This is a genomic window from Dyadobacter ginsengisoli DSM 21015 (genome assembly GCF_059568735.1).
In genome coordinates this window covers 79,222-103,618 of the sequence record NZ_JCANTY010000012.1, presented here as the reverse complement: position 1 = coordinate 103,618, position 24,397 = coordinate 79,222, and the positions used below count along the sequence as shown (strand labels likewise).

At 48.2% G+C, this 24,397-nt stretch carries 21 protein-coding genes; 10 read left to right on the top strand and 11 right to left on the bottom strand.

The features are described from left to right. Positions 1-2: 2 nt before the first annotated feature. The 11 genes from BP71_RS34125 to BP71_RS34075 form a co-directional block, all read right to left on the bottom strand. Positions 3-746, bottom strand: a complete 744-nt coding sequence (locus BP71_RS34125; RefSeq protein ID WP_496386162.1) for a glycosyltransferase family 2 protein — start codon at positions 744-746, stop codon at positions 3-5. A gap of 73 nt (positions 747-819) precedes the next feature. Continuing rightward, positions 820-1,956, bottom strand: coding sequence for an acyltransferase family protein (locus tag BP71_RS34120; protein ID WP_496386161.1), 1,137 nt, complete (start codon positions 1,954-1,956; stop codon positions 820-822). 2 nt (positions 1,957-1,958) lie between these two features. Next, a complete protein-coding gene (locus tag BP71_RS34115; RefSeq protein ID WP_496386160.1) occupies positions 1,959-3,653 on the bottom strand; it encodes a hypothetical protein in 1,695 nt (564 codons plus the stop codon). Continuing rightward, entirely contained in the window at positions 3,650-4,570 is a 921-nt protein-coding gene (locus tag BP71_RS34110; protein WP_496386159.1) for a transketolase family protein, read from the bottom strand. The genes BP71_RS34115 and BP71_RS34110 overlap by 4 nt, the downstream gene beginning before the upstream one ends. Before the next feature lie 115 nt (positions 4,571-4,685). Then, positions 4,686-6,680 carry an NAD-dependent epimerase/dehydratase family protein gene (locus tag BP71_RS34105; RefSeq protein WP_496386158.1) on the bottom strand — a complete coding sequence of 665 codons (1,995 nt, stop codon included), beginning with the start codon at positions 6,678-6,680 and terminating at the stop codon, positions 4,686-4,688. Beyond that, positions 6,673-7,500, bottom strand: coding sequence for a transketolase (locus BP71_RS34100; RefSeq protein WP_496386157.1), 828 nt, complete (start codon positions 7,498-7,500; stop codon positions 6,673-6,675). The genes BP71_RS34105 and BP71_RS34100 overlap by 8 nt, the downstream gene beginning before the upstream one ends. Before the next feature lie 117 nt (positions 7,501-7,617). After that, positions 7,618-9,474, bottom strand: coding sequence for a glycosyltransferase family 39 protein (locus BP71_RS34095; RefSeq protein WP_496386156.1), 1,857 nt, complete (start codon positions 9,472-9,474; stop codon positions 7,618-7,620). A 108-nt stretch (positions 9,475-9,582) separates the two neighbouring features. After that, positions 9,583-11,601, bottom strand: a complete 2,019-nt coding sequence (locus tag BP71_RS34090) for an OmpA family protein (protein ID WP_496386155.1) — start codon at positions 11,599-11,601, stop codon at positions 9,583-9,585. A 71-nt stretch (positions 11,602-11,672) separates the two neighbouring features. Next, on the bottom strand, positions 11,673-12,959 hold the full coding sequence (locus BP71_RS34085; protein ID WP_496386154.1) for an apiosidase-like domain-containing protein: 1,287 nt from the start codon (positions 12,957-12,959) through the stop codon (positions 11,673-11,675). An 8-nt stretch (positions 12,960-12,967) separates the two neighbouring features. Continuing rightward, complete coding sequence (rpe, locus tag BP71_RS34080) at positions 12,968-13,630, bottom strand: ribulose-phosphate 3-epimerase (RefSeq protein ID WP_496386153.1); 663 nt, start codon at positions 13,628-13,630, stop codon at positions 12,968-12,970. A 99-nt stretch (positions 13,631-13,729) separates the two neighbouring features. After that, positions 13,730-14,002 (bottom strand): Uma2 family endonuclease, encoded by a 273-nt coding sequence (locus tag BP71_RS34075; RefSeq protein ID WP_496386152.1) that lies wholly within the window; start codon positions 14,000-14,002, stop codon positions 13,730-13,732. A gap of 443 nt (positions 14,003-14,445) precedes the next feature. On the opposite strand from BP71_RS34075, the gene ligA reads away from it, so the two are divergent. The 10 genes from ligA (at position 14,446) to BP71_RS34025 (ending at position 24,357) form a co-directional block, all read left to right on the top strand. Next, a complete protein-coding gene (gene ligA / locus BP71_RS34070; RefSeq protein ID WP_496386151.1) occupies positions 14,446-16,533 on the top strand; it encodes an NAD-dependent DNA ligase LigA in 2,088 nt (695 codons plus the stop codon). Between the two features lie 66 nt (positions 16,534-16,599). Continuing rightward, positions 16,600-17,490, top strand: a complete 891-nt coding sequence (gene dapA, locus BP71_RS34065) for a 4-hydroxy-tetrahydrodipicolinate synthase (protein WP_496386150.1) — start codon at positions 16,600-16,602, stop codon at positions 17,488-17,490. A 93-nt stretch (positions 17,491-17,583) separates the two neighbouring features. Further along, entirely contained in the window at positions 17,584-18,654 is a 1,071-nt protein-coding gene (locus BP71_RS34060) for an aminotransferase class V-fold PLP-dependent enzyme (protein ID WP_496386148.1), read from the top strand. A 62-nt stretch (positions 18,655-18,716) separates the two neighbouring features. Continuing rightward, complete coding sequence (locus tag BP71_RS34055) at positions 18,717-19,430, top strand: NUDIX hydrolase (protein WP_496386147.1); 714 nt, start codon at positions 18,717-18,719, stop codon at positions 19,428-19,430. An 88-nt stretch (positions 19,431-19,518) separates the two neighbouring features. Continuing rightward, positions 19,519-20,094, top strand: coding sequence for a MarC family protein (locus BP71_RS34050; RefSeq protein ID WP_496386146.1), 576 nt, complete (start codon positions 19,519-19,521; stop codon positions 20,092-20,094). A 56-nt stretch (positions 20,095-20,150) separates the two neighbouring features. After that, positions 20,151-20,615, top strand: coding sequence for a pyrophosphohydrolase domain-containing protein (locus BP71_RS34045; RefSeq protein ID WP_496386145.1), 465 nt, complete (start codon positions 20,151-20,153; stop codon positions 20,613-20,615). Between the two features lie 28 nt (positions 20,616-20,643). Continuing rightward, entirely contained in the window at positions 20,644-21,876 is a 1,233-nt protein-coding gene (pepT, locus tag BP71_RS34040) for a peptidase T (RefSeq protein WP_496386143.1), read from the top strand. An 88-nt stretch (positions 21,877-21,964) separates the two neighbouring features. Then, a complete protein-coding gene (locus BP71_RS34035; protein ID WP_496386142.1) occupies positions 21,965-22,594 on the top strand; it encodes a ribonuclease H1 domain-containing protein in 630 nt (209 codons plus the stop codon). 8 nt (positions 22,595-22,602) lie between these two features. After that, positions 22,603-23,325, top strand: a complete 723-nt coding sequence (locus BP71_RS34030; RefSeq protein WP_496386140.1) for a tRNA1(Val) (adenine(37)-N6)-methyltransferase — start codon at positions 22,603-22,605, stop codon at positions 23,323-23,325. A 60-nt stretch (positions 23,326-23,385) separates the two neighbouring features. Beyond that, positions 23,386-24,357 carry a glycosyltransferase family 2 protein gene (locus BP71_RS34025; RefSeq protein WP_496386139.1) on the top strand — a complete coding sequence of 324 codons (972 nt, stop codon included), beginning with the start codon at positions 23,386-23,388 and terminating at the stop codon, positions 24,355-24,357. Positions 24,358-24,397 lie beyond the last annotated feature (40 nt).

Here is a 24,397-nt window from a genome sequence, read left to right as displayed (position 1 = left end):
TTTTAAGCGCGGATCGCTTTCACTTTATCATTCAGTTCGAGGCGAAACCGCAAGAGTTCTTTAAAGCTTCGTATACAAACTTTCCACAGGTTCCATTTCACGATTGAAACGGTGCCGGTTTCCCGGTCTTTGTGGGTGATGGGGATATCGAACAGCTCCTGTCCTGATTTTTTAGCCATCACGGCCAGGAAGATATTCGGAGCGAAGGGTTCCGGATTCGGTAATTGAGCCATCAGTTTTTTCAGGAAAGTGCCCTTGATCAAACGGAATGGGATGTTGCTGTCCATGATGAAAGTACCATAAACAGTCGAGATGGTTCCGCGGAGGAATTTGGTAATGAACAGGCGTACACCTGCGTCATGCCTCACTTCGCGATAGCCCAGTATGAATTGGGATTGGGAGCGTTTGCTCCAGAGTTTATCAAAATCATCAGAAACGAACTGATCGTCGCTATCCGTCTGGAATACGTATTCGGAGTTCAGTTCCAATGCTTTACGGTAACCATTTACCACCGCATTGCCATGACCGCCGTTTTTTTGATGAACCACCGTCAGATTGGAGATTTCGGTACCCAGCTTATCGAGCAGAACCTGAGTATTGTCCTTAGACCCGTCGTTGATTACAATCAGTGTAGTGTTATCGTTAGGGAATTTGGTTTTCAGGAAGTTTGTCCAACTGTAAACTACTTTTTCGATACAATCCTGTTCATTGTATGCGGGCATTACTATACTCAGAAGATATGACATGCAAAAGCGTATTTGGTATGGTTGCGCGAAATTAATAAATAAAGCCTGTAACCGGGCTATGAGGTTTCATTATTTAGTAAGCGTACTTGTCTTTCAGAGCGTTAATGGGTTTCTCGAAAAAGTGCCATGACACCGACGCTACAAGGATCGTGAGAGAAACCACTATCAGTGCTTCGAAGGCAATATTGCCTTTCAGGTCGGGTACATACTGATAGATTTTCCTGAAAAGACGTACCGTCGGGTGCATCGGGCCGCTATGGAAATGATTGTAGACAAAATTGTGATACAAATACAACCCATAACTGATTTTTCCCAGATAAATACATACCGGATTTTCAAGAAACAAGGCCATTCCTCCTCTGAAACCCATCACAGCTCTACCTATGAGCAGAAACCCAAAAATGGAAGACATGGTTCTGTCGAGCACCACGTACGGAAAATTGAACGGTTGAGCCAGCGATTTGGCCCACCATTGTATCAGTGCCCAGCCCACCAGCCCCAGCAACACGGGCCATGATTTGTTAAAGAATCTGACAAACAGATCGTTCTTGTAAAGCTGCATCCAGGCCATTAACCCGCCCAATGCGAATGAATCGAAACATGCAGGCGTAGAAACATATGTGACCGTCCATTCGCCCATGGTGACGAAGTTGGTGCCCGGTATTCTGCCCGTATAGAAAATGAAGAAACGTAGTAAGATGCTGAGAACACCCATAATGCCCAAAACGGGCACCAGTTTGTTTTTCGGGATGAAAAAGATCAGGAAAGGGAAAAAGAGATACACCTGCTCTTCCACCGCCAGCGACCACAAATGGTCTACCGAACCCATCCAGGTTTTGTGCAGGGCTATGTAAATGTTCGTTCCGTACAATGCGAGCCAGGCAAGCTTATCGCGCACCGGCGGCACATTGAATATGAATAGCAATGCGATGATCAGATAGTAAACCGGGAATATCCGGATTGTCCTTCTAATCAGGAATTTGCGTAGGTATTTCTTGAAACCACCCGGCGTCCCGTACGTCTTTTCCTTGCTTTTGAGGAGAATACGTGAAATCAGAAAACCGCTGAGCACAAAAAAAATCGTCACTCCCAAGGCCCCGAACGGGATGATATTGATCTCTACGATGAGGTGGTCGAGTAGTACCAGTCCCACTGCAATAAAGCGCACGCCGTCGAGCTGTATAATGTGTCCTTCCGAATTGGTGCGCATGGTTACCAGTTAACTTTCACTTCTTTTTTACGCATTTCTTTAACCGTCACACGCTGATCTTTGAACAGAATGCCGGTTTGATCGCCCTGCTGATGGATCAGCGCGACTTTGTAGGTGCCCTTATCCATTTCAGAGAAAGGAATGTCGGCATAGAAGCCGGGGGCGAAATAATATTGTTTGAGAAACAGCTGTTTACGGCTGGTATTTCTTGTCCGTAATGCAGGGAAGATATAATAGCACTTTTCCGAACTCAAAAGCACATACACACCGCTGTCTTGCAACCGCTGGCTGGTGAATGTGGAATTGGTTATTTTAATGGATGCGGTATCGGTTGTAAACTTCGTCTTATCATACAGATCGACCATTCCGCGGGAGCTTCCGGCATAATTCTGGCGGTCTGCAATGGCGATGAGGGGCAGCCATTTATCGTAGATCACCGGCGTTTTTTCGACGATATTAGCGGCGAACGACGTGTCGGATGGATATTTCAATGATTTATCCGTAAACGTCCAGTTGAATTGCCACGTTACCAGCTGCTTTCTAAAATTGTAAGCATCCACAAGATGGTAATGGTAACTGAACACATTGAATGTCACCGCCAATGCGATAATCGCTGTAATGTAAGGCGAAAGAAAACTACCCCGGATCGGGACCACGACGTAGATATAGGCGATGATCAGCAAGAGAACGGAATAGATCTTGTACCGGCTTGTAATGAGGACATCGAATCCAAAACCTGCGCGTCCCTGAACGACAATGGCCGCAGTACCCAGGATGAAGAGTATTGCTCCCAGACAGAACAGGTCGGTAGTCCGCTCGAATTTGTTTGTATACTTGTTCCTGATGATCCGGAAAAGTGTGGTTGAACCGATAGAAACAGCAACGAGAAATAGTACGACACCGAGGAAAATGCAAACTTTGGTGTGATCGAGTACCGGAATACATTCTGCAAACGAGCCCAAAAATGCCATATAGCCCTTTACAAGCTGTAAAAGCGACGCTTTCGATTCGGGGTTGGATTCTGGTTTGGTATACCAATAAAAGTAACAGAATATCTCGGCGACGCTGATAACGGCCCACAATGCAAACCGCTTCCGGTTTCCTGCCAGGAAAAGCAGCAATGCGCCCAACGGCAACACAGCCAGTCCGTTACCACTTGTCAGTACGGTGACTATGCTTAACAGTATGGCAATCGAAAATGGCAGTACTTTGGGATTGATAACTAAATATAACGTCCAGAGCACGAGTGTAACTATTCCGAAATTCTGCACGGCCGACATCCCCCAATACATATTCTCCCAAAACGCCAGCGTCATCCAGAGGAATGGGATGGGCACCAATGCAAAAAGCGGTTTTTTGTTCTTTTTGAGCAAATCATACCACAAAGGAATCACCGCCAGGAGCAGCAAATTGCCCGTGGTCATTAAATGCCGGTAATTGAGATGCCCGAAAACGGCATAGTCGATCCAGGCAAAGAGCCTGGTCAGCGCAATGCGGTGCTCGTTATGCTGTCTAAAAAGTGCTTGTATTTTTCCTTGCCAGTCACCGGCTTGCGCGTATTCGGCTATGAATTTCTTTAGCGCATGGTCATCCCATTTGGGAATATTGATGGCATAGTAATCCCAGACCGTGAAATAAATAGCGACGGGTAACAGCAGGAGCAGGCTCAGGATAATGGTTAAAGCCTTTTTCGTCATGCTGTAATCATTAGTTGGCTGATGCTCGACAGGATCGAATCCGGGTCAAGTCCTGAAAGTTTCTGGTGATAGCTTTGGCTGCCATAGCGGCCATTGGGATATCCTTCCGCTTTGAGACTTTTAAACACCGAAGGGAAAATACCTCTTTCCAGCAATTGAACGGTGAGTTGCTGCGCGAGGCCACCTGTGCTGATATGTTCTTCGGCCACCAGGAGGGCCGGAGCTTTCTTCACCAGAGAGGCAAGCTCATCGGTAATTTGTAATGGAAAATGGAGTGCAGTGACGACATTGACTTTTTCCGCCAGTTCGGGTGCCAGCGTTAGGGCCGAGAGCACATTGTTGGCAACCGGTCCCAGTGCAAAAACCGTAATTTCTGCATGCTTCGGCCGGTGTATTACTTTGAATGAACCGGTTAGATGGCTGTCGGAAGGTGTCGTTTTCCCCGCGCCCAGGCGCAGGTAGGCAGGGCGTGCGTCCTCAGCGATCTGACGTACAACAGGTCCTACTTCATCGGCAAAAGCCGGTACCCATACCTGTGCATTCTGCTGGCCGCTCAGGCAGGCCAGGTCTTCGATCGTGTGGTGGCTGCTGCCCATGATGCCGTATCCATAACCACCGCCATTGCCTACCAGAAATACAGGCAGGTTGTTGAAACAGACATCGTTACGGAACTGTTCGAGGCAGCGATAGACAATAAATGGCGCAATGCTGTAACAAAATACCTTGTAGCCTTTGTGTGCAAAGCCGGCGGCTACACCCACCATATTTTGTTCGGCAACACCCGCATTGATAAACCGCTTACCCATTTGGGCCTGAAGGTTTTCCAGTGCATTATATCCGAGGTCGCCTGTGATAAAAACAATGGAGTCGTCCTCCGCTGCTAACTCTTCTATGGCTGTTGAAAATTCTTTTCTCATTTTAAGTGGGCTCTGAGCCGATTGATTCCTGACTTAAAAAGATTAGTTATGCTAATCAGTTGATAGTATGCAATTTAATGAAAACAGCAACTGGCTTTAAAGGCCATTAACAATTTTACTTTCTCAATTGCTTCACCAGTGCCCGGATCTCATCGGCTGTTTTATAGGCTTTTGATCCACGCCGTATGCGGGTACGGATGTATTTAGGCCTTTTCTTGGTTTCTTCAAATATCTTGGTAATGTATTCTCCCAGAAATGAAATGCCGAGAATCGTGAGTCCTCCGAAGAACACGATCAGGACAATAACCGTGGAAATTCCGCGTGGCGTATCCGGGAAAAAGAAAACTTTGGCCAGGATCTGCCAGATGATTCCGAGAATAGACAGGGCGGTCAACCCGAATCCGGCGTAGCTCATCAGTTCGAGCGGCGCGAAGCTGAAAGAGAAAATCGCCTTCTTTGCCCACCAGATATTCTTGGTCCAGTTATTGGTAGATACGCCAAACATACGCTCCGGACGAACATAAGGCACACCGGTTTGCTTGAAACCTACCCATGCGCGTAAGCCGCGGAGGAATTGTTCCGTTTCGGGCAGGTCCACAAGTTCTTTCACAACCTTCCGGTCGATCATCGAGAAGTCGCCTGCGTCGCGCGGGATAGGTATATAACTGAGGCCCTGGAAGATCTTGTAAAACGATTTGTAAAAGAAATGGATATGCGGCTTCATTTCGCGCTGTACACGCACGCCGTAAACTACGTCGTTGCCGTCCATCCATTTTTCATAAAACGCCGGGATAATTTCCGGCGGATCCTGCAAGTCCCCGTCCATCAGCACCACACAGTCACCCGTAGCGATCTCCATCCCGCTCAGGAATGCCGATTGTGAACCAAAGTTTCTGGAATGGCTGATCCCGACCACATTAGGATCTTTATCACAAATACCATTGATCACTTCCTCCTGATTGTCAGGGGAGTTGTCGTTTACGAAAATAATCTCGTAACGTACTTTCAGTTCATTGAAGGTCTTGACGAGCCGCTGATACATGAACGGAATAGCCTGGGCATCCTTGTAGCAGGCGACAATGGCCGTGATGACGGGGTTGAGCTTCGGATTTTCAAAAGCCGGGATCAGGCGTTCCTCGTAACCGATCGCTTCCTGCCACTGGCTGTAACGGGCGAGACCATCTTCCAGTGAAGTGGTAGCTTTCCAGCCGAAATCATTTTCGAAAGCCGTAGGATCGCCATACCATTCGGCCAGGTCCCATTTGCGGTTCGACATGCTCCCCCATTGTGGTTCCTTCGCGATGTCAAAAGTTTTCCGGGTGGTGTCCACCAGGTCGCCCATTGTGGTTTTACGTCCGGTAGCAATATTATACGACCTTCCGGATGTAGTTTCGTCGATCTTCAGAGCCGCATCGAGGAACGCTTCGACGCAATCCTCCACAAAAACGAAGTCGCGGCTGATATCTGGGGAAACCAGGGACGGTAAATCCTTTTTTCTTGCATTTTCGATCAGTCTCGGAATGAGGCGATCGGGTTCTTCCCAGTATCCATAAATTGAATAGAGCCTGAGGTTCAGTGTTTTGAGATTGGCTACCTTGGCGTAGTATTCCAGCAGGTAAGCTGCGGAGACCTTGGAAACCGCGTAATGGCTATTGGGTTCCACCCGGTCGGTTTCTTTCGGAGAGGTACAGTTAAAGCCGTACTCGGAGCTGCTGCCGGCATGGATGTAAACCATGTCTTTCGTACAGTTCTGCAGGATATTTACCGTTCCCAGTACGTTGGTTTCGTACGTCAGGTTTACATTGCTTTGTTTGCTGTAAGCGCCGTAAGCGGCCAGGTTGAAAATGGTTTGTGGCTTGTATTTGCTAAAAACTTCCTGTATCGAATTATCGGAGAGAATATCGCAGTGGATAATATTCTCGAAGGGTACATTCAGAAGTTTCAGGCGCCATGCTTTGGTGGCGTCGTGCGTTACTGCATAGCAGTCTTTGCGGATTTTGAATATATCATTGAACAGATTGGCGCCGATGAACCCACTGGCACCGAAAACAAAAACTGGCCCTTTTAATTTCTCTATTTTATCGCGGTAAACCGGTAAATGGTCAAGCATTCGTCAATTCATTAAAATAGCGTTCCTTTATTTCAAGCGTAGCTTGCTCGTACTGGTCTTTATTCATCGGCAGATAATGCCATTCCAGCTTGTTTTCCATATAAGAGACACCCTTCCCTTTCACGGTATTCGCGATAATGGCTTTGGGCAGGCCGTTTTTATGTTCTTTCAATTCATTGATGACCGCGCTGATGGCGGCAATATCGTGGCCGTCCACTTCCACTGTCTCGAACCCGATCGCATTCCACTTTTCTACGGAAGCAGTTTCTCCCAGGACTTTGTCAGTAAAACCAAATCCTTGCAGGCCATTTTTGTCAATGATCATAAAAAGATTGTCCAGCTGATTCTGGATGGCATAGTGCGCAGCTTCCCAGGTGGTACCTTCGTTTGTCTCTCCATCAGACAGCAGTGCAAATGAATATGTTGCACCGTCACCGATTTTGGCGGCATGTGCAATGCCGGTTGCAATGGGCAACCCGTGACCTAACGACCCCGTCGCAAAGGGTATTCCCTTGTATTGGCGGGGAGCGGGGTGCGCTGGCAAGGTGGTACCATCAAGATAGAATGTGGCAAGCTCTTCGTCGGTGATTTCTCCCAGTGAATTCAGGCAGGCATAAAGCGCTGCCGCGGCATGGCCCTTGGAAAGAATAAAGGTATCATCCGCCGATTTTTGAAGAAAAAGAATGGCAATCATCAGATCGACACAGCTAAGTGAACATCCGATATGGCCTGCATTGGCCTGGTGGTATAGGCCCAGTATTTTCAGGCGGAGTTCACCGCTGATCTGTTTCGGGTCATTCAATATGTCTTCTGCAGTCATGCCAGTTGTTGTATGTCGATGTAAGAAATTGCTTACAAAATAATGGCCTAATCTTGGGTTTTAAGTCCGCAATATACGAAATCTTATTTGACGGCTCCGTGAGAATACTGGTGCCGGCTACTCAAACCCGTAACGTTTTCCGGTCAGTTTCATGATTTCGAGCGGTCCTGCTCCACTTGCTTTTTTGATCCATATCCTGTCGGTCTGCGTCGTATCCATGGCCTGAACATACTGCGCATCTTTGGGGAAATAGAGGTTGGTCAGCTGTGCATCGTGGATCGAGTAGGGGAGAAACGTTCTGTCCATTTCGGAGGTTATCTCATAACGCGGTGCGGGATAAAAGACGGTATCTCCTGGCTGGTAGCTCGCCTCTATTTTCGCCGCGGCTTCGATGTAAGGGTTCGGGGCTCTTGGCACGGAGAAGTAGCCATATTTTGGCGAGCGATCTTCATAGAATTCATTCAGCCTTATTCCGACAAAATAAAGCTGGGCTGCAAGAAATACGAAAATTAGCACCCTGAACTCCGACTGCAAAGTGGAGTAATATTGAAGCAGCAAACTGAGCAGGATGATCACATAAGGAAACGAGAAGCCCGAGTATCGCTGCGTGATGCCGTAGGTATGCCCGTTTTTGAACGACATCAGGATTAGGAATAGCGAAGGTACCAATGCGATGATGTAAAGCAGCCAGAGCCTTTTCTTCTGTTCAGGACTGGCGGCTTTGTGCAGGTCGGGAATAAATGATAATGCAAACAGGCTGACGCTCAGAATGCAGAACTGCAATTTGTGATTATTGTAGAAAAATGAAACTACAATGATCAGTAAATAAGGAAACCGCGGTGCAAGCCAGGCCGGCGCATTGATCTTGCCTTTGAACCGGTACCAGCAGATTAGGATCAGGGCCGTCAACAAGGCAATGGCGACATTCTTTTTCCCTCCCAATGCATCCGAAAGGCCATTGGTGAACAATATCAGATCTGTAAACAGGGGAAGCGATTTATTGAACACATTCAATGGTGTCGCCGGAAGGATATTCCCGAAAGTACCTGCGCCGGTTTCGGCCATTCTGCGATAGAGATCGGCCTGATGTTGAAGTGACGATAAGGTGTAAACACCGCCGCCGGCGACCAGCCACCAGGTTACGCCTGAAAGGGCAAGTACCGCCGAAATTGCCATTCTGATCCAACCTTTCCATGTTCTCAGGAAAAACAATGCATATAATGCATGCGCTAGCAACACTGAAACGGCGAGGAAATGACAAAGCAGGCTAAGTCCGGCAGTAAGAATGTAGCCGATATAGAGCCATATTGTATTGCGCTTGTCGGCCTTATTTTCAATGATTTGTAAAAACAGGTAGGTCGCCAAAAGCATCATGAAGAATGTCATCGAGTAATTGCGGGCCTGGTGGCTGTATGCAATAAAGAAGGGCTCGATGGCCGTAATTCCTGCCGTGATCAGCGCCGTTTTTTCATCGAAGAAACGTTTGGCAAATAAGTAGCTCAGACCGATAATCAATACGCTGAAAATAACCGAGAAAAAACGGATTGAAAAGTCGGAAAGGCCGAACAGGTCCATCCACGGATGCAAAAGCAGATAATAGAATGGGCTGTTGCCAATGTCGCTTCGGGTCATGGCCTCGTAATAGTCCTGAATGGACTTCGGCGCCCAGAACTCGGCTGGCGTGAAGGATTTCGGATGATAAATCTCATTGACGATAAAACTGCGCAACACCTGCTTCTGAGGATGTTTTGGGGTTTCCCAAAAGCGTGAGCTCACAAATTCACGGGTCGAAAACGCCTCTTTCTGATTCGCGCCCTCGAGTACGATGCCCTGGCTGACGAGCAGTGTGCTGGCTTCATCCAGGAAAATGCTGTAACGGTCGAGATGGTAAAGTCTTAACGCGGTACCCGCAATCAGGATAAAACACAGAAGGAGTCGTGACCGCAGACTTACTTGGATTTGGTTTGGAGACATTAGATGTTCGCTGTTGATGGCTGTTTTTCGCTTGTTTATGATTGTAAACGAGTTTAAACATATCAAGACGGCGCGAAAATAAGGAAATTTCCCGTGACAGGATATTTTTTAGATTTTAAGAATCGTAAACTCTACCCTGCGGTTTTTTTGCCGGGTTTGTTCCGTGAGATTACTCGCTATCGGCCTCGCAGGTCCCCAGGCCTTGGTTTGAATGCGTTTCCCGTCGATGCCTTTCGATAGCAGATATTTCTTGACCTGCTCGACACGGTCGGCTGACAGCTGGACGTTTTTCTGGACTTCGCCCTGGTTATCGGTATGGCCTTCGAGCAGTATCTCCATGGTGGGATAACTATTCATGGTCTCTGCAATCCTGTCGAGTTCGGCGAATGAGGAGGTTGTCACTTCGGCGCTGCTTTGGGAAAACATCGTATTGCTAAGCCTTATCTGCTCACCGGCTTTGATGGGCTGGAGATAAATGTTCTTTCTGATATTGCGGGCCTCTATTTCGGAAGAAAGGTCGATCTCCTCCGAAAAGGGGAAATAGCCTTTCCCGGAAGCGGTTACCATGTAGGTCTCTCTGGCAGGGAGGATCAGCTTGTAGTCGCCGGACTCCGGGTCGAAAAGTGCCTGGGCAAATGAATGTCCCGTTTTCTTGACGGTTGCAACGAGGTCCGATTGGATGGTTTTGTTGGTTTCAGCTTCCAAAACAGCCCCGGAAATGATAGCGACTGGCTCGGGCTTGATCTCAGGGGTCATTCTGATCCGGAAAATATCTTCCTGCCCCATTACTTTTTCGCTGGCGCTGAAATAGGCAAAATCGCCGGTGGCGGGAGCGTTAAAAAATGCATCCCACAAAGGAGAATTGATCGCCGGACCGAGGTTCTCTGGTTTGGACCAGTTCAGCCAGGTATCATCGAGCCGTCGTGAAACAAAAATATCGCCTTCTCCGTACCCTGCGTGGCCTTGCGAAGAAAAATAGAGGGTTTTGTTATCAAATGCGAGAAAAGGCGTGCCTTCATAATCAGCGCTGTTGATCACACTGCCAAGATTGAGTGGATCCGACCAGTCGCCTTCTTTTTGGAGAAATGAGACATACAGGTCCTTTTCTCCTTCGGAGTCGCTACGAATGACAGAAAGGACCGCAACATTCTCATAGGGGGAAAGTGTTGCTTCAATACTTAATGCGGGTCGCGTTATGTTGGCCATTTTAGACTCCCGAGGGAAGCTCCACCCATTTTTGGTTTTGAATGACTTGGAAAAGCCGAATGCCATTGTACCATCCGGCTTGTAGATGTTGATCAGATAAAGCGTTTTGCCGTCGGTAGAAATGCTTGTAGCGGCATTATGCTCACCATTGTTGATCGGGGCGCCGATGTTAACAGCATTAGTCCATTGGCCCTTCTCGTTCATGGTTGAATACCAGACATCCTCCTTGGGCGAACCAATGTTACCTTCATACTTGTCCCTAGTAAAATACAGTGTCTTCCCGTCCGGCGAAATGATCGGGGCTACCTCCTGGGCGTTGGTGTTGATGGCCTTTCCAAGGTTTTCTTTCTGGGCTTTCACCAGGGAAGGCGCAAAGTTGATTTCAGCCTCTATCGGAGCAGTTTGGGAAGAAATGGCTATTGCATCGATCTGATTCGCTCCCGAGACCTTGTCCGGTTGTAAAACGATCTTGATTGCATTGGCCCGGATATCCTTTTCAGGAAAAATTCTGAACATCCTGCCGCGGACGGTCTGTTGCCCCGGCTTAGTTTGAGCGATCAGATATTCTTTGCCACCCTCGTCGTACGCGTATACACGGGCGATGGCGCCGGGATTGAAATTCTCACCGATGGCAACCTGTTTTAATGGAATAGCCTTCTCATAACCTACCTTGATCCACTCCTCGTTGCGGCCGTCCGCATCTGCTGGTGTCCATGCACAGGGGCTGTCGCCGAATGCGGGAAGTTTGTTGGGAATGCCGAGAATCTGTTTGGCACGATATCCGTGCCCGATCTGCTCAGGCCTGTATTCGGAGGAATACCCCAGCACTTTACTTGCCCATAAAGTCTCCTGACAGTAAGCGTATGAGGGAGCAACTGCCATCAGCAGACCAAATGCAATTCTTTTAAAAGGTAAATTCATGGGGTGATCCTATACCGGCCGGGCTATCCAACATCCAGTAATATTATTAAGAATATGAAAGAATGTCAATCCTACTGTTTTGTGCCGATCAGAAGGATCCAGTCCCATTCGGGTTGGGAGTCGGGAGGTTGTACGATGGCTTCTTCTGTGGAACTGAGATTTCCGCCGGCCCATCGTTTTCCGGTCCGTGGGCTGTACCACACCGCGCTGAAATCGGTCCCCGCAAGATGTTTCAGGTCCAGTTTGACTTGCCGGGATGATGGGATATACAACATCGCCATGCGTTTGTTCGACAGGGAAATAATGCCGATCTCCGCTTTGTCAGTGGAATCCACCAGCATATCCGGCGTATCGGGTTGCATATATTCCCAGGGAATGCCTTTCAGGATCTTCACCAATTGATGAATGTACTCAGCCCCGTCTTTGTTGATATTGACTTTCCAGGTCGGATTAAAATTCTTGATCGTACTCATGTGGCAGAAGCCTGCAGCTGAGCTGAGTATCGACTGGTAAGCCTGGTTTCGGATGAGCGTAGACTGGTCGGTGATTTCCTTGGGAAACTCCGAATTGGCTATAAGAAAGGGCCTTAATGCTGTTTCCGCCGAATTTTTCTGCCAGTTAGCCAGCGCTGCGTATTCCGCAGGGGTTACCGTGGAATCGGGAATGATGAATTTGAGTTCCGAATGATTGGGAGAATTGTCGTTGACGCTGGTAGGGGAGCAGGTATTGAGGGATGCCAGGATCTGTCCGTCCGACTCTTTTCGGATGCCTTCGGCTATGGCCTTGAATTGTGAAACACTCTGGTATTCTTCTTCGCTGACGATCCAGATAATGTTGGCATATTTCGCAAACCGCTTGCCTACGTAGGTTCCGTAAGTCCGCCAGGCATCTTCCTTCTGAGTGTCGAAGACAATATTCCAGCTCTGCCGCGATACTACGATCCCGACTACGAGGTTCCGCTCCCTCGCTGCGATAATAATCTTTTCGAGGTGGTCGAAATAGGGTTTATTGGGTTTTGTCAGATCATTGTTATCCAGAAAAGGGGAAACTTTGTTCACATTTTTCTGGGTCGGCAGCATGGGTAGCAAATGTACCAAAAGCGTGTTGAATGACTGAGATTTGCGGATATCCATGTATTGGATCGCCTCGGGATACGTCAGCTTTCGCAGCAACTGCCACGACACATCGGCAACCATGAGAAATGGAGTCCCGTTATTATCGGTAATATGCCGGCCGTTGGGGCTGATTTTCAATGGGAATCTCGGCGGAGCCTGGTCTTCATTCCGAAAAGCAAACCCTGCCAAAAGCAGGCAACATGCCATGATCAGACCGCAGGCGAGGAATTTATTTCTTTTCATTAATGGTTTCAGAAAGGACTAGACCTGACTGTTTTGAGTTGGGCAATGGTTTTGACGGGGTCTGCCGAATTAAATACAAAACTGCCCGCGACCAGCATATCAACCCCTTCCTGGACCAGCAGCGGCGCATTCTTGAGGTTTACACCGCCGTCTACTTCTATTTTAAAATTGTATCCAAACTTTTCGCGCAGACTATTCAGTTTGTTGATTTTCCTGTAAGTGTTCTCAATAAACTGCTGTCCTCCGAAGCCCGGATTGACGGACATGATCAGAACAAGCGAAACATCGCCGAGGATTTCGGTCAGAACTTCTACCGGTGTATGTGGATTGAGTGCGACGCCAGGCTGGATGCCCAGTTCCCTGATATGCTGAATCGTGCGGTGCAGATGAGGGCATGCTTCATAGTGCACGGTCAGGCCCCATGCTCCCGCATTCCGGAATGCTTCCAGATATCGGTCGGGCTGCTCGATCATCAGGTGTACGTCGAGCGGCTTTTGTGCATGCCGGTGAATAGCTTCACAGACGGGTAAACCGAACGAAATATTGGGGACAAACATTCCATCCATGATATCGACATGGATATAGTCGGCCGAACTCGCATTCAGCATTTCAACGTCGCGTTGCAGGTTTGCAAAATCCGCGGCTAATATGGAAGGGGCAATTTCAGCCATGAAAATCAGGAACTAGTAATGATTAATGAGGCCGAAATTAACGAATTTATGGGCAAAGAGGGTAATTTGAAGGATTTGTGTTGGTTAAGTGGTTGGTAATCATTTAATAACGGTATCCGCAGGGAACGATAGCTTGCCGAGCACTTGTGAATGTACCAACTGCTGATCCGCGAATAACCCAAGCAAAGCGTATTTACCTTCCACGAGGGTGTAAACTTCAATGCAAACCTTTTCCGGGAATACCAACCAGCATTCCGGTACGCCATACCGCTCAGAAATTCCCTTCTTGATAACAGCGTCCATCTTTTCAGAACCCGGCGAGACGATTTCAATGACCAGATCGGGTACGCCACGTACCCAGTCCTGCACCATTTCCTTGTTTTTGTTGGAAATAAATTGGAAATAAAAAGGATATCCGGTTGAAGGTGATTGAAATTCCCTTCAAAGATGACGTCGAAAGGCGCGTGATAGATCTCGCCAAGCTCTTTATCGACCACAAAGTTCATCAGCATTCGCAATAGCCTCGCCGAAGCGATTTGATGCGGTTGTTTCGGACTAGGCGACATAATTTCCTCTCCATTGATGATCTGCGTCAGGTCCGGATTGTAGTAAATGGTCGGTTCCAGGGTTTTCATGGGCGTGTCCGTTTTAAACGAAAATACAAAAAATGCGCGACATCCTCGGTATGTGGCTGATAGGTGAATGTCCTGTTGATACGTTGGGATTTGCAAATGGTCACATGCCATCGATTACATGCTCAAAATTTGGAATAAGTCTTAAATTTGGGCCGAATCATTAAAGCCGCCGTGATCATCATGAATCCCGAACAAAGAATCCAGGAGCTGTCCGAAAAGCTACACTATTATAACAACCGCTACTATCAGGATAGCGAGTCCGAAATATCGGATTACGATTTTGACCAGTTGCTTAAAGAGTTGCAGGCGCTGGAAGCAGAATATCCCGAGTTCAGGCAGGACGATTCCCCTACGCAGCGGGTTGGTGGGGCGGTAACCAAAACATTCAATGCGGTTTACCACCGATATCCGATGCTGTCGCTCGACAATACTTACAATGAGCAGGAGCTTCGCAATTTCGATGATCGCGTGCGTCGGGGGCTTGACGGAGAGGCTTTCGAATACATTTGCGAGCTCAAATTCGACGGGATATCGCTCAGTTTTACTTATGAAAACGGCATCCTCGTACGCGGCGTAACGCGGGGCGACGGTACGCGTGGCGACGAGATCACCAATAACGTAAAAACGATCCGTTCACTGCCGTTGCGCGTCAAAGCAGATAATCTGCCTCCGGTATTCGAGATCCGCGGTGAGGGTTTTATGCCCATCACTTCTTTCCAAAAATTGAATGAAGAAATGGATACGCTGGGCGAAAATCAGTACGCGAACCCACGCAATGCGGCTTCCGGCTCATTCAAATTGCAGGATTCTGCCGAGACGGCACGACGCGGTCTGGATTGCTATCTCTATTATTTTTTAACGGATAATGATGTTTTTCCAAGCCAGGAAGAAAGTTTACTGGGTATGAAAGCCTGGGGCTTCAACGTTTCGCCAGGCTGGAAAAAGGTTTCGAATATCGACGAGGTAATCGAGTATATTCATGAATGGGAGGAAAAACGTACGCACCTGCCGCTCGCCACGGACGGTATCGTGATTAAAGTAAACTCGTTCGCACAGCAGCGGGAACTCGGTTTTACTGCCAAAAGCCCGCGCTGGGCCATTTCTTATAAGTACAAGGCGGAAAACAAGCCGGCCGTGCTCAGGATGGTTACTTATCAGGTGGGACGCACGGGGGCGGTTACTCCGGTCGCGAATCTTTGTGATCTTTCAGAGCGTGCATTGCCCTACAATCAGGTGAAAGGCGTGCATTTGTCGGGCACCCGCGTGAAACGCGCAACGTTGCATAATGCGAATGAGCTGCTAAGGCTGGGCATCCGTATAGGCGATACGGTTTTTGTGGAAAAGAGCGGGGAGATCATTCCGAAAATCACGGGTGTGGATGTTTCGCAACGTGAAAAATATGAAACCGAACCGATCGCATTCCCGACGCATTGCCCTGAATGTAACTCCGAATTGCAGCGAAATGAGGGTGAAGTCGCATTCTTCTGCCCGAACGACAGCCATTGTCCGCCGCAATTGAAAGGCCGTATTGAGCATTTCATTCACCGGAAGGCGATGAATATCGAGAGCTTGGGTGAAGGTAAAATCGAGCTGCTCTTCGATCTCGACCTCGTGCGCACACCCGCGGACCTGTATGATTTGAATTACGACAAACTGCTCGGCCTCGAAAAGAACCTTTTAAATGAGGAAACCGGTAAAGTTAAAAAGATCAGCTTCCGTGAAAAAACGGTAGATAATATCCTGAAGGGTATCGACTTGTCGCGGACTGTGCCGTTCAAGAACGTGCTTTTTGCATTGGGTATCCGTTTTGTCGGCGCTACCGTTGCAGAAAAACTGGCTGCCTATTTCAAATCGATGCGGGCACTGCGCGCAGCCACTTATGACCAGCTCGTTGCGGTACCGGAGATCGGCGGGCGCATTGCATTGAGCATCGAATCGTTTTTCAGCGTACCGGAAAACCAGCTTTTGGTAGCGCGTTTGGAACAGGCCGGCCTGCAAATGGAGGGCGACGAAAAGCCTGTTGAAATCGAAAGCGATCTGCTGGAAGGCAAGACATTTGTGATTTCCGGTGTTTTCGAAAACTTTGAGCGTGACGAGCTGAAAGAAAAAATAGAAGCCAACGGAGGAAAAGTGCTGAGCGGGGTTTCCGGGAAACTCAATTACCTGCTCGCCGGCGCGAATATGGGTCCCTCCAAATTGGAAAAAGCGCGGAAACTGGGTGTGACTATCCTCTCTGAGGAAGAATTTTTAGCAATGATTGGCAATTAAGTAAAGAAAAATGCCCCCGGAAGGCTAACTTTGTGTTTTAAAATCTAACAATTATATAAGTAAATAATGCCATTGGACCAACGTTTCAAAGGGGTAGGCGCGGCGCTGATCACACCTTTTGATGAGCAGAATGAGATTGACTATCCGGGTCTGAAAAGACTGATCGACCTGGTTACCGAAGGTGGTACAGACTACCTGGTTGTACAGGGAACAACCGGCGAATCGCCTACCGTGTCCTCGAAGGAAAAGCGTGATATCCTGGCATTTACCATCAAGCATAACTACAAGTCGCTGCCGATCGTCTACGGTATCGGCGGCAATGATACCAAGGCCGTACTCGACACGATCCAGGAAACTGATTTCCATGGCGTCGATGCGATCCTGTCTGTTTGTCCTTATTATAATAAACCTACTCAGGAAGGTGTTATCGCGCATTTTACAGCCATTGCGGACGCTTCCCCGGTGCCTGTGCTGTTGTATAATGTACCCGGCCGCACGGTGATCAATATGAAGGCCGATACGATCGTCAAGCTGGCAGCGCATCCGAATATTATCGGTATCAAGGACGCGGGAGGCAGTATCGAACAGAGTATGGAACTTGCCGCGCGCGTGCCCGGCGATTTTCTCTTGCTGTCGGGCGACGATAATCTCGTCACCACGATGGTCAGCGTAGGCTGGCACGGCGTGATTTCGGTGATCGCCAATGCATTCCCGAAAGAGTTTCATGAACTCACCTGGCATGCACTGGAGGGTCGTTTTAAGGAGGCCGCCAAATTACAACTGGCATTCCTGGAGTTCGACACATTGCTGTATATCGAATCCAACCCGGTTGGGATCAAGAAGTGTCTGGAAATCAAGGGTGTTTGTGGCGCTGATGTACGTTTGCCATTGTTGAAAGCATCGAAGGAACTGGGCGAGAAATTGGAGAAAGCCATGATCCGCGAAGGTTTTATGTAATTGATCTGCCCATGGCAGTATATCGGACATCACAGGTTGGGGGACTAAATTCTCACCTGTGATGTTTTTTGTTTAAATCAAAAACAGGAAGTTATGGTCACGTTTTATCCCGGTCCGTCCAAGGTATATCCGCAGGTTGAACAATATATCCGCGAGGCATTTGAAAGCGGGCTGATCAGCGCCAACCATCGCAGCGAAGGCTTCATGCAAATGCTGGCACAAACAATAGCCGACCTGAAACTGAAATTAGACATTCCGGCCGGCTACGAGGTCTATTTTGTTTCATCGGCAACGGAATGCTGGGAAATTATCGCGCAGTCACTGCTCATCGATTCCAGCCTGCATATTTATAATGGGGCATTTGGTGAAAAATGGATGGAATATACCCACCGGATTTCGCTTCGCACCAGCGACGCAGCTTTCGGGCTCAATGATACGTTTCTGATGGATCGTTCTGCCGCCTTTTCCCGTAATGAGTTGATCTGCGTAACGCATAACGAGACTTCGAACGGTACCAAAATACCCGAAGATTTCCTGCTGGATATTCGTAAGAAGGTGGATAACCTCATTGCGGTGGATGCTACTTCCTCCATGGCAGGGGTTACTTTGCCTTGGGAGAATGCCGACATCTGGTATGCTTCCGTACAGAAATGCTTCGGATTGCCGGCAGGCATGGCTGTTATGGTTGTTTCACCCAAGGCGATCGATCGAGCCATACAGATCGGGGAGAATAAACATTACAACAGCCTGCTTTTTATCCGTGACAATTTCCTCAAATTCCAGACTCCGTATACACCCAATACGCTGGGGATATACCTGCTGGGCAAGGTGATGCAACAAGTGCCCGGTATCGAGGAAGTCGATCGCCAGACCCGGCAAAGGGCTTCCGAATGGTACGCATTTCTAATGGAGTACGGCTACGAGCTGATGGTGGAGAACAAAGCCGTCCGTTCGGACACGGTTGTGGCCGTCAGGGGTACCCGAGAACGGATCGCGGAACTGAAAAAGACGGCGAAGGAGGAGGGCATCACGCTCGGAAATGGTTATGGGAAAGAGAAGGAGACCAGTTTTCGCATTGCGAATTTCCCGGCGATCAGTTCGGATGAAATAAGTACATTGAAGCGGTTCTTGGCGAGAATGGCTCTTAACGAAGCAAATGAGTAGTAAATGCCGCTCATTGTATTTATAACTAAAAATAAACCTACTCACCCGCGGCTTAATAAATTGTGCGATTAGATATTTTAAAGCAATACCAGGCCCAGACCAAATGTCTGGTTGCATTGGATTCCATTATTTTCGGTTTTGACGGCGAGGAACTCAAATTGTTGCTGGTTAAGAGAGGTATTGAAGACGAGCATCACACCTGGTCGCTGATGGGCGGATGGGTCCAGCCCGACGAAAGCCTCGAAGGAGCGTCTTCCCGCATACTCTTCGAACTAACCAACCTCACTGACATTTACCTCGAACAACTCCATACTTTCGGAAGCCCGCAACGGGATCCGGTCGAAAGGACGGTGTCGGTCGCTTATTTCGCGTTGATCAATGTGGAAGATTACGATCACAAGATTTCCAAAAATTACGAGGCACAGTGGTTTTCGATGCAGGAGTTGCCCAAGCTGCTGTTTGACCACGGCACGATGGTCGATCTGGCGATACAACATTTGAGATACAAAGCATCCCAGCATCCGATTGGTTTTGAGCTATTGCCGGAAAAATTTACGATTCCGCAGTTGCAAAAGCTGTACGAGGCTATTTTTGGTACGGAGCTGGATAAGCGAAATTTTAGCCGTAAGTTACTTTCTACCAACCTTTTGGTAAAGCTGGACGAAAAGCAGAAAGGATATTCCAAAAAGGGGGCATACTTCTATAAAATCGACGAAGAGAAGTACAAAAAGCAGTTTAATACATTTCTGAACTTCCTGCCCGGAAGCGCTACCTGAACGGCTTGATTTCCCGGCCTGGGAGATTAAAGGTTGTGTAAACAGTCCGTTTTGAGCAACTTTGCGGGATAGAAACGCCCCAAAGTGTATGCTCAAGTTCAATTTCAAGGAAATCGTCTCCGTCACACTGATCCTCTTTTCGGTGATCGATGTGCTTGGCTCATTGCCGGTTATCGTCGATTTCCGGCGGAAGCTCGGTAAGATCGAATCCGAAAAAACCACGCTGGTTGCCGGATTGATCATGGTCATTTTCCTTTTTTTGGGAGAGCGGTTGCTGAGCCTTTTCGGGGTTGACATTGCATCTTTTGCTATTGCCGGAGCCATTATCCTATTCCTGCTCGGACTTGAAATGATCCTGGGGCGGGAAATTTTCAAACATGGTAACGTCGATGTAAGCGTGGCGTCGATTGTCCCGATCGCATTTCCGATGATCGCCGGGGCAGCGACGATGACAACGTTACTGTCGCTCCGTTCGGCGTATCAGATCCAGAACATCCTGGTAGGTATTCTGCTGAACCTGTTTTTTATTTACCTGGTATTGAAATCTTCGAACTGGCTGGAAAGGAAACTCGGGCAGGGCGGTACCGATATTCTCCGGAAGGTGTTCGGTATCATTCTCCTGGCGATTTCGATCAAGTTGTTCAAGACGAACCTGTCGATGTAAATGCCTGCTAACAGGCCTGTTTTTCAATTAAGACCAATATTTAATCAATTATAACAATGCAACAACTGGATAGCCTTAATCAGGTCGCGGATTTTCACAAAACATTCAAACATCCGATCCTGGATACCCCGACGATCCCTTCGGAAGATAGAAGCCGCCTGCGCGTGGCATTACTGGCCGAGGAGTTGAAGGAGCTGGAAGTTGCGATCCTGGAAAAGGATATCGTGGAAGTAGCCGATGCGCTTTGTGATCTGCAATATGTATTATCCGGAGCAGTGCTGGAATTCGGGTTGGGGGAGAAATTCCGAACGCTTTTCGATGAGGTGCAAAGGTCCAATATGTCGAAGGCGTGCCTGACAATCGCGGAGGCGGAAGCAACCGTGGCACATTACCAGGCCAAAGGCACGGAATGCTATTACAAGGAGGATAACGGCAAGTACCTCGTATACCGGACAGCCGATGACAAGACTTTGAAGAATATCAATTATTCTCCTGCGGATCTGGCTTCCATTATCGGTTAATATCTCATTGTAAAACCATTTCAAGGTTATGAGCTCTGTTCTCGAACGATTCCTGCGCTATGTGCAGATCGACACCCAGTCGGACCCTAATTCGGAAACATTTCCCAGCACGGCAAAGCAGCGAAATCTGAGTAGCCTGCTTGCGGAAGAATTACAACTGCTCGGTGTCGCGGATGCACACGTGGATGAGCACGGGTACGTGTATGCGACCATTCCATCGAATTCCGACCGAAGTGATGTGCCCGTCATTTGCTTTTGCTCCCACGTGGATACCTCTCCGGATGTTTCTGGCGAGAATGTAAAGCCGGTCGTGCACCGAAACTGGGACGGTTCCGATATTATCCTGCCGGATGATCATTCGCAAGTTCTGAGAATTGGCGAGTTGCACGATCTCGATCAGCAAATTGGGAATGATATCGTGACCGCCAGCGGAACAACGCTGTTAGGAGCTGATAATAAGGCCGGAGTAGCTGAAATTATGGCTGCTGCCGAATATTTACTTGCCAATCCACACATCAGGCACGGGGATATTAAAATCCTGTTCACGCCCGATGAGGAAGTGGGCAGAGGAACGGAGCGGGTAGATCTGAAAAAGCTCGGTGCTGACTTTGGGTACACGGTCGATGGCGAGGCCATAGGTACATTGGAAGATGAAACCTTCTCTGCCGATGGTGTCAAAATTACGTTGCATGGCGTTAGTACCCACCCCGGCTATGCGATTGGTAAGCTGGAAAATGCACTGAAGATCGCAGCAGAAATACTCGCGCGCCTGCCGAAAGATCAGCTGTCGCCTGAAACGACGCAGGATAAGGAGGGGTTTATCCATCCGGTTCAAATGGAGGGTATTCAGGAGAAGGCCGTTTTGAGCTTCATCATTCGCGATTTTACGGTAGCGGGCTTGCACGAAAAGGAGGCGATGCTGAGACGTATTATGGAAGATGTGATGAAAGACTTCCCTAATTCTTCGGCCGAATTCAAAATCACAGAGCAGTACCGGAACATGAAAGAGGTACTCGATCAACATCCGGAAGTGCTCCGGAACGCATTGGTGGCGATGGAAAGGTCCGGCCTAAAACCTATCCAGCGAAGCATTCGTGGCGGGACGGACGGTTCGAGACTGTCGTTCATGGGGCTGCCATGTCCCAACATCTTCGCCGGAGAACACGCCTTTCATTCAAAACTGGAATGGGTGTCCGTTCAGGATATGGAAAAGGCGGTTGAAGTCATTGTTAATTTGGCGCAGGTGTGGGAACAAAAATAATTTTGAATGACCGACCGGGTCGCGGTGCGATGATGGAATAGGGCTTCATCAATCATTCGGTCATTGATATAGATTCAATTATTCAGAGTTGAAAAAAAGCAAATATTACGTAGTGTGGCAGGGCCGGAAAACGGGTGTTTTCACGGACTGGAAAGAATGCGAGGCGCAGATTAAAGGCTTCGAGGATGCACGCTACAAGTCGTTTGATTCTTTACAGGAGGCGGAGGCTGCTATCCAGCGCAATTATTGGGAGTTTGTCGCTAAGAAGGATTCCAAACCGGCTATTCAGGAGCCGCCGGCGAATGTAGGCAGGCCACTCAAGAATGCGATTGCCGTGGACGCAGCCTGGAATACCGCGACCGGCGATATGGAATACCAGGGCGTGTACTATGCCACTGGTGACCGTATTTTTTTACAAGGCCCTTTTAAGGACGGCACCAATAATATCGGGGAGTTTCTGGCGATCGTGCATGCTTTGGCCTATCTGCAGAAGAAAGAAAGCGATCTGCCGATTTACACCGATTCCAAAACGGCGATGGCCTGGATCAAGAAGAAGCATGCGAATACCAAACTGGCCCTGACGCCGCGGAACAAGCCATTATTTGAAATGTTGCAACGCGCGGAACGCTGGCTGGCAACAAACAGTTACCCCAACAAGATATTGAAGTGGGAGACGGAATATTGGGGGGAGAATCCGGCTGATTTTGGACGAAAATAAATAGCAATATGCCTCGTAACGCCCATTTCCGGTTCAAGCAGTTCACGGTCCGGCAGGATCAGTGTGCTATGAAAGTATGTACGGACGCCTGCGTGCTGGGCGCATGGGCGGATGTGGCAGATGCCGACCGTATCCTGGATATCGGTGCAGGGACCGGCCTGCTTTCCCTCATGGTGGCGCAACGTAACACCTATGCCATGATCGATGCGGTAGAGATTGATGCCGAAGCTTTTTACCAGGCTGGTGAAAATGTAGAGCAAAGCCCTTTCCACGACCGTATCACATTGTTTCACTCGGCGGTTCAGGAGTTTGTTTCGGATCATCAGTATGATGTAATCATCACCAATCCCCCTTTCTTTCAATCCGACCTGCTTTCTCCGATTGATAAAAAGAATATGGCACATCATGCCAAGTCACTCGATTTCAGTGAATTATTGACTGCGATCGATAGATTGGCGAAGCCGGAGGGGAAAGTGAATGTGCTATTTCCGGTGGACGAAGCTAACCAGTTTATTGAAAAGGCAGAAAATGCCGGTTGGGTATTGACACGCAAACTGACGTTGTTTCATCAGGAAGACAAAAAAGCATTTCGTGTTCTGATGCTGTTCCAGCGTGCTGAATTTGCTCATAATGTGCACGTTGATTCAGATTTATATATTTATGAAAAGGACGGTGTTACGCATGATCCTCGTTTCAAGGAGTTGCTTAAAGCTTTTTATTTGAAATTTTGATCAGGAAAACACGAACTTTGCGGCAAATTAACGGCGCAAGCATCGTTACCAGCATTGTACATGACCGACCAAGTTATTCAGATATCCGTAGTAGTCCCGCTTTATAACGAAGAAGAGTCCCTTCCCGAACTCTGCGAGTGGATTGCGCGGGTGATGGACGAGAACGGGTTCTCTTACGAAGTCCTGTTCGTCGACGACGGCAGTAAGGACCGGTCCTGGGAGGTGATCACAGAGCTTTCTGTGCAAAACCCGCATGTGAGAGGCTTTCGTTTTGTACGCAATTATGGTAAAACCGCGGCATTGCAAACTGGTTTTCAGGCAACGAGGGGTGAAGTGGTGATTACCATGGATGCTGATCTTCAGGACAGTCCCGACGAAATTCCGGACCTTTACGACATGATCGTTAAAGACCGCTATGATCTGATCTCGGGTTGGAAAAAGAAACGCTTCGACCCGATCACGAAGACGATTCCTACCAAGCTTTTCAATGCGGCGACCCGGAGCATTTCCGGTGTATTTTTGCATGATTTTAATTGCGGGTTGAAAGCCTACCGGAAAGAGGTTGTCAAGAACATTACCATTTATGGGGAAATGCACCGCTACATACCGGTGATCGCAAAATGGAATGGTTTTGGGAAGATCGGAGAGAAGGTAGTACAGCATCGCGCGCGCAAATACGGTTACACAAAATTCGGTTTGGAGCGGTTCATTTTTGGCTTCCTGGATTTGCTTTCGATCGCCTTTGTGAATAAGTTTGGACGAAGGCCCATGCATTTGTTTGGCAGTCTGGGAACCCTTATGTTTTTTCTTGGAAGCCTTATAGCTGTGTGGCTGATCGGGAAAAAGATATATAACATTTACAATTTACTGCCCTACCGGAATGTCACCGAAAACCCGATGTTCTTTCTGGCATTGGTGGCGATTATGGTAGGTTCTCAATTGTTCCTTGCTGGATTTTTAGGAGAATTGTTTGTGAAGCAATCTGTTTCGAAAACAGGGGATTACACTATTGCGGAAAAGGCAGGCCAGTGAAGAGGCCGGAGAAAAAGAAATTTTAGTTTAAGTTATTACA